This window comes from Lachnobacterium bovis DSM 14045 (assembly GCF_900107245.1).
GTDB lineage: Bacteria > Bacillota > Clostridia > Lachnospirales > Lachnospiraceae > Roseburia > Roseburia bovis.
This window is the reverse complement of record NZ_FNPG01000044.1, coordinates 1-6,156: the sequence shown is the minus strand read 5'-3', so window position 1 is coordinate 6,156 and position 6,156 is coordinate 1. Positions and strand designations below refer to the sequence as shown.

11 protein-coding genes and 1 tRNA gene are annotated in these 6,156 nt (G+C 33.8%); 2 read left to right on the top strand and 10 right to left on the bottom strand.

The window, feature by feature from the left end:
- Positions 1-20: 20 nt before the first annotated feature.
- The 10 genes from BLV79_RS12110 to BLV79_RS12065 form a co-directional block, all read right to left on the bottom strand.
- Positions 21-93: transfer RNA gene (locus tag BLV79_RS12110), tRNA-Val, on the bottom strand.
- A 275-nt stretch (positions 94-368) separates the two neighbouring features.
- A complete protein-coding gene (gene efp, locus BLV79_RS12105) occupies positions 369-926 on the bottom strand; it encodes an elongation factor P (RefSeq protein WP_074719237.1) in 558 nt (185 codons plus the stop codon).
- A gap of 262 nt (positions 927-1,188) precedes the next feature.
- A complete protein-coding gene (rpiB, locus tag BLV79_RS12100; RefSeq protein ID WP_074719236.1) occupies positions 1,189-1,638 on the bottom strand; it encodes a ribose 5-phosphate isomerase B in 450 nt (149 codons plus the stop codon).
- A gap of 78 nt (positions 1,639-1,716) precedes the next feature.
- Entirely contained in the window at positions 1,717-2,223 is a 507-nt protein-coding gene (locus BLV79_RS12095; RefSeq protein WP_074719235.1) for a YqeG family HAD IIIA-type phosphatase, read from the bottom strand.
- 152 nt (positions 2,224-2,375) lie between these two features.
- Positions 2,376-2,564 (bottom strand): hypothetical protein, encoded by a 189-nt coding sequence (locus BLV79_RS12090; protein WP_074719234.1) that lies wholly within the window; start codon positions 2,562-2,564, stop codon positions 2,376-2,378.
- Between the two features lie 58 nt (positions 2,565-2,622).
- Positions 2,623-3,072: a transcriptional regulator NrdR gene (gene nrdR / locus BLV79_RS12085; RefSeq protein WP_074719233.1), complete on the bottom strand. Its 450-nt coding sequence runs from the start codon at positions 3,070-3,072 to the stop codon at positions 2,623-2,625.
- Positions 3,073-3,093: 21 nt separating this feature from the next.
- On the bottom strand, positions 3,094-4,191 hold the full coding sequence (gene ychF / locus BLV79_RS12080; protein ID WP_074719232.1) for a redox-regulated ATPase YchF: 1,098 nt from the start codon (positions 4,189-4,191) through the stop codon (positions 3,094-3,096).
- Between the two features lie 107 nt (positions 4,192-4,298).
- Positions 4,299-4,490 (bottom strand): tyrosine-type recombinase/integrase, encoded by a 192-nt coding sequence (locus tag BLV79_RS12075; protein ID WP_074719231.1) that lies wholly within the window; start codon positions 4,488-4,490, stop codon positions 4,299-4,301.
- Between the two features lie 141 nt (positions 4,491-4,631).
- A complete protein-coding gene (locus BLV79_RS13330; protein WP_278320482.1) occupies positions 4,632-4,709 on the bottom strand; it encodes a MerR family transcriptional regulator in 78 nt (25 codons plus the stop codon).
- A 294-nt stretch (positions 4,710-5,003) separates the two neighbouring features.
- Positions 5,004-5,345, bottom strand: a complete 342-nt coding sequence (locus BLV79_RS12065) for a type IV toxin-antitoxin system AbiEi family antitoxin domain-containing protein (RefSeq protein WP_242871475.1) — start codon at positions 5,343-5,345, stop codon at positions 5,004-5,006.
- 140 nt (positions 5,346-5,485) lie between these two features.
- Between BLV79_RS12065 and BLV79_RS12060 the strand changes: the two genes are divergently transcribed.
- Positions 5,486-5,683: a hypothetical protein gene (locus BLV79_RS12060; RefSeq protein ID WP_074719230.1), complete on the top strand. Its 198-nt coding sequence runs from the start codon at positions 5,486-5,488 to the stop codon at positions 5,681-5,683.
- Positions 5,684-5,908: 225 nt separating this feature from the next.
- Positions 5,909-6,156 (top strand): transposase (locus BLV79_RS12055; RefSeq protein ID WP_143470208.1); only part of this gene is annotated, 248 nt, incomplete at its 3' end.

Below are 6,156 nucleotides of genomic sequence, written 5' to 3'. Positions count from 1 at the left end.
CACTCATGCTTTCACATGAATGGGACCTACAGGGCTCGAACCTGTGACCCCCTGCTTGTAAGGCAGATGCTCTCCCAGCTGAGCTAAGATCCCATAAAATAAAGGTGAATCCATCTAATCAATTCACCAACTATCAGCAAGTAAATCATTAAGAATTTTACTGTGCCGCTCCTGACGACTTGTTTATTATATTAAAATCCAAAGCATTTGTCAACACTTTTTTATAATTTTTTTATAATTTAATGTTCCTGTATTGATATGTGTATATTACAGACATAAAAACACCTGAGATTAGCTTCCTGCGGCACAATCTCAGGTGGAAATAATCTAAACTATGTTCTTGATTATTCTCTCTATTATTCTTTCGATTATACTCTTGATAAGTATTCTCCAGATCTTGTATCAATTTTGATAACGTCGTCTGTTTCAACGAATAATGGTACGTATACTGTTGCACCAGTTTCAACAGTTGCTGGTTTAGTAGCACCTGTAGCTGTATCACCTTTGAAACCTGGTTCTGTTTCTGTGATTCTTAATTCTACGAATAATGGTGGTTCTACTGCAAATACGTTTCCTTTATGTGAACATACTTTAACCATTTCGTTTTCTTTAACGAATTTAAGAGCTTCTCCTACTGAATCTCTTGTTAAATCTATCTGATCATATGTTTCAACATCCATAAAATGATAGAAGTCTTCATCTGAATATAAGTACTGCATCTCTCTACGATCGATATGAGCAGTTGGACATTTCTCTGTTGGACGGAATGTCTTTTCTACAATACCACCATTAATGATGTTTCTTAATTTAGTTCTAACAAAGGCTGCACCTTTACCTGGTTTAACATGCTGGAATTCGATAATCTGATAGATATTACCTTCATATTCGATGGTAAGACCATTTTTGAAATCTCCCGCTGAAATCATTAAATTTTCCTCCTTAAATACGCAATTAAACTTGCGCTGTTACATAATCTGATTTATGAATTCTCAATTGCTAAGCAATCTGAATTCTTAAAAATTTTCTCTCGTTTGTCCATTTTATCATACTTTATGCATTCTTTCAAGTACGTTTTGACCACTTAAGAAAATCTTAATAATCTTTTAAATTGTTATTTCTAGTAAGTATTCAAACCCCAATTTAAAATTTCTCTTCGAAATTTCTATTCGAAATATCTATTTGAAATATCTATTTGAAGTTTCTGTTTTCAATTTCTGAAATCATATCAACACGCTTAGCATGTCTATCTCCAAGAAATTCTGCATCTAAATATGCTTTTACCATATCTTTTGCTAATTCAACACCAACAATTCTTGCACCAAACGCTAAAATATTAGCGTTGTTATGTTCTTTTACAAGATGTGCTGTTGTAACATCTGAACATACAGCTGCTCTTACACCTTTTACTTTATTAGCTGCAAGCGAAATTCCTACACCTGTTCCACAAATTAGAATTCCACAATCAACTTCTTTATTTGCTACTGCGTTTCCTACTTTTTCTCCAAATTCAGGATAATTGCAGCTTTCGGTTTTATCTGTACCATAATTAATTACTTCATAGCCTAGGCTTTTAACATACTCACTGATTTGTTGTTTCATTTCTACTGCTGAATGATCATTAGCTATTGCGATTTTCATTATTACAATTCTCCTTTTAAAATATCATAGTATCTATAATTTTAAGCAGTGAACTTTTTATTTGCATAAAAAACACACTTAATTTTTCTTAAACAATCTATAAATTCTGTAAAAAAACAACACCAATTTTTCAGGAATTCTTTTAAGTACGATTTGAATTTCTTCTTTAGGATTAATAGGTTTAACCAAAATTGTACGTATTTTGGCAATGTTAGCGCCCATAATATCTGTAAAAATCTGATCACCTATCATAATAGTATTATCAGTGTTAGTACCCATTTTTTCCATTGCTTTAATATAATTCTTAGGTAATGGCTTCTGGGCCTTGTAGATATAATCAATTCCAACTACATCATTAAACTTTTTAACTCTTGGCTCTTTATTATTAGATACCAACATGCAGTTAAAACCAATCTTTTTCAATCTCTCGAAAAGCTCTTTGGCCTTTGGAGTCGCTGGTGCATCATGTGGAACTAAAGTGTTATCTATATCAAATAACAAGCCCCTATATCCTTCTTTATATAATTGTTCAAAATTAATCGAATACGTTGAATCTAAGTATTCTCCTGGGAAAAATATACTCATCTTTATCTCCATTTTCCAAAAAAATAATGCATAACTTTTTTCATTTTATCATATTATAATATCTCTGACAATAAATATATAAAGAAAAAGCTGTGAAAACATTCTAAAGAAATCTTTATGTTTCCTACAGCTTTTTCTTTTAGTTATTAAAATCACATAACCTCTTCAATTTCCTGCTCGCTTGAAGCATACTCTATATCTTTTAGCACATCTTCTTGTTGCTTTGTATTCTCAAAAGAATGCTCTCTATGATCTGTAACAAACTTGCATCGATACTCTTTAATCTTTTGTGTATCATACTCATAAAAAACTTCATTTGGTCTAAATCCAGATAAATTCATATGCATCTCCTTTTCATACAAGAAATGTAGATTTTAGTATTATCAATATCTTTATCGGTTATGAAAGAACTTTTTTTAATTCATTCATAAATGTATTGACATCTTTAAATTCACGATAAACTGATGCAAATCTAACATATGCAACCGGATCTAAATCTTTAATCTTATCCATAACATACTCACCAATAACAGAACTTCTAATTTCCTGAACTTCTCCACTAAAAATCTCGACTTCAACTTCATCAATCAATTTCTTGATATCTGATGCTGAAACTGGTCTTTTGTGACAGGCCCTAAGAACACCCGCTTCTATTTTTGAACGATCATATTGTTCTCTGTTGTTATCTTTTTTGATTACAATAAGAGGAATAGTCTCAACTTTTTCATAAGTAGTAAATCTTTTCTGACAGTCATCGCAAAGTCTGCGACGTCGAATTGCTGTGTTATCGTCTGCTGGTCTTGAATCTATTACTCTTGTATTATCACTGCTACAAAATGGACATTTCATATCATTAGACCCCTTTCATTATTATACGTTAAATCTAAATGTAATAACGTCACCGTCTTTAACAACGTAATCCTTACCCTGAAGTCCTACTAAACCTTTCTCTTTTGCTCCAGCCATTCCGCCATTTTCAACTAGATCTTTATAAGCTACAGTCTCTGCGCAAATAAATCCTCTTTCGAAATCTGTGTGAATTTTACCTGCTGCCTGTGGAGCTTTAGTTCCTTTGACGATTGTCCAGGCTCTTGTCTCATCCTCACCACTTGTAAGGTAACTGATAAGACCAAGCAAATCATAACTAGCTTTAACTAATTTATCTAGGCCTGATTCTTTAAGTCCTAAGTCCTCTAAGAACATCTGTTTTTCTTCATCATCTAATTCAGAAAGTTCCTGCTCAATTTCTGCTGAAACTACATAAACTGCGCTACCATCTTTAGCTGCATATTCACGAACTGCTTTAACATGATCATTGCTTGCTCCTTCGTCTGCCAAATCATCTTCAGCTACATTTGCTGCATAAATAATTGGTTTAGCTGTCAAAAGACCATACTGATTGAAAATAGCTTCTTCATCTTCGTCTTTGCATTCAAATGTACGTGCCTGATTTCCTTCTTCTAAGAATGGACGAAGTCTATCTAAAAGTGCAACTTCCTTCTGAAGCGATTTATCATTTCTTGCCTGCTTTTGAACTTTTGCATATCTTCTCTCTAAAATTTCCATATCTGAGAATAAAAGCTCTAAATTGATAGTTTCTATATCACGAGTTGGATCAACAGAACCATCAACGTGAACAACATTTGTATCATCAAAGCAACGTACAACCTGTACGATTGCATCACATTCACGAATGTTAGCAAGGAACTGGTTACCAAGACCTTCTCCTTTGCTTGCTCCTTTTACAAGTCCAGCAATATCAACGAATTCAATTGTTGCTGGTACTGTTTTTTTAGAATGATACATATCTGTTAAAACTTTTAATCTTTCATCTGGTACAGCAACCACACCTACGTTTGGGTCGATTGTTGCAAATGGATAATTTGCTGCAAGCGCTCCTGCTTTTGTAAGTGAATTAAATAATGTACTTTTACCTACGTTTGGTAAACCTACTATGCCTAGTTTCATTTTTATCTTATCTCCTTTAAAAGTCTTTATTTTATGGGCTTTGCGCGTTTTGCGATTTCTACCGGGCACCACGTCGGGCACCATATGTTTTTGTTTCGCATTAAGTTTTATACCACTTTTAACGCGTCAGCCACGAGATCCATCTCTCTTTGTTTTTCATCTTCCGTAATATGTACGTATAGATTCATTGTAATTCCGATGTTGGAATGGCCTAAAATCCTCTGCAGTGTTTTGGGTTTCATCCCGCCCTCAATGCATCTTGTGGCAAATGTATGCCTAAGTACATGAGCTGTATCCAACAACAGCCTCCAAGCTCCTTTCTAAGTTAAAGAAGCCCCAAATTAGCAGAATATATTATACACTAATCAGGGGCGATTTGCAATGTTATTTCATTTTTTGGCAGACTCTTGAAGCCCGTAATTCCGAGGGTTTTGCCCCTTTCATATCTCAATATTGTCTGATATATATTTCTCAAATTCTTTCCTCTTCACTAGCTTCTTCTTACCCACATACAGCACAAATATACGGTCTCCGTATATGTCAAGGTAACAGTAAACCCGCCTGCAGGTATCACATCTGCACAGCGGGTATTTTTACTACTCAATAATTTTTCTTAAAGTTCTTACGCTTCCTATCACGTCATCCCATTCTAATGTACCTACGTAATAGTTAGTTTTTCGGTAATTGTTCAAGCAACGAAACCCTCTCCAAAAGTCGTTCCATCAAATATATTCTTAACATTATCTGTGACTTATCGCTGTTTCCTCCAGCTTTGTTTTTTATCTTTGCTTTTACAGCGGTAGCACTTTTTATCATAATAACACCTCAGTATATTGTCTCACCTTATCTGAAACACCCATAATCCCGGCGTACTCCATAAGGTTATGAATATTTTTATCACTATCAGAAAAATAAGATGTCAAAGCCATTTGGAATACTTGAATATCCATCTTATTTTTATTCTTGATAATATCGCAGATACAACGTTCTCTGTCATAGATTCGTACTATATTTCCGGTAAAAGTCTGTGCTTGTGTCAATCCAAGTTCTAACCATTCCGGTCTTACCGTATGAACCACAACACCATTATCTCTTAGATGCTTCGCATTATATCCCCGCCCAACAGTAATTACTGGCGAAAAAGTCAATACCATCTCGCTACATTTTTCTTCTTTTGTAGCGAAATAGTAATATAAGTTTACTGAGGATGTAAAATTAATTGTGTAAGTCCAAAAAAACATTTAAAATATTATTATTTAATGGCAATGACTTATGCGAAGGTGATTTATATTTAATGGCTAAAGTAATACATAAAAAAGGCTCAGAAGAACTAGCAAAACTATTTTTAGAAACATATGATCCCCAATCAAGTGATGATGTTCAAAACTCATTTAAAGATATGATTGGTACGGTTTTTGAAGCACTTTTACAAGGTGAACTTACGGATCATCTTGGATTTGAAAACAATGATCATTCTCTGTTAAATACTTAAGTTATAAAGACAGGAAAAATTTTTGCAACCATCTTAAACAGGTTTATAAAGCTCCAAATAAAAAAATAGCTCTATTAGAATTCGAAAGGGATATGATAATTGAAAGAACTCAAGAAGGACGTAAAATTTCTGGCAATTTAGGTGTGGTATTGTACAATAAAATTTGACACCCTATCCTCAAGGTTTTTGATATAATGATAATCAATCAGAAAACAGGAGGACAATATGGCAAAAAAACAAAGAACATATGACATGGAGTACAAAGCACAGGCAGTAAAACTCGCACAGGAAATAGGTGGACATAAAGCAGCGAAAGAATTAGGTGTTCCAGACGGTACTATCTATTGTTGGATAAAAGCATTTAAAGAAGGCCGTTTACATGTTGCATCAGCAGTTCATACACCTGATGATGCTTTATCACTGAATGAGGAACTAATCGAACTTAGAAAACGTATCAGAGAACAGGAAAAAGA

What these genes read in the sequence shown, in the direction of transcription:
- efp (WP_074719237.1), bottom strand. Translation starts at nt 926, where the DNA reads ATGATTTCAGCGGGAGATTTCAAAAATGGTCTTACCATCGAATATGAA.
- rpiB (WP_074719236.1), bottom strand. Translation starts at nt 1,638, where the DNA reads ATGAAAATCGCAATAGCTAATGATCATTCAGCAGTAGAAATGAAACAA.
- BLV79_RS12095 (WP_074719235.1), bottom strand. Translation starts at nt 2,223, where the DNA reads ATGAGTATATTTTTCCCAGGAGAATACTTAGATTCAACGTATTCGATT.
- BLV79_RS12090 (WP_074719234.1), bottom strand. Translation starts at nt 2,564, where the DNA reads ATGAATTTATCTGGATTTAGACCAAATGAAGTTTTTTATGAGTATGAT.
- nrdR (WP_074719233.1), bottom strand. Translation starts at nt 3,072, where the DNA reads ATGAAATGTCCATTTTGTAGCAGTGATAATACAAGAGTAATAGATTCA.
- ychF (WP_074719232.1), bottom strand. Translation starts at nt 4,191, where the DNA reads ATGAAACTAGGCATAGTAGGTTTACCAAACGTAGGTAAAAGTACATTA.
- BLV79_RS12065 (WP_242871475.1), bottom strand. Translation starts at nt 5,345, where the DNA reads ATGGTATTGACTTTTTCGCCAGTAATTACTGTTGGGCGGGGATATAAT.
- BLV79_RS12060 (WP_074719230.1), top strand. Translation starts at nt 5,486, where the DNA reads ATGGCTAAAGTAATACATAAAAAAGGCTCAGAAGAACTAGCAAAACTA.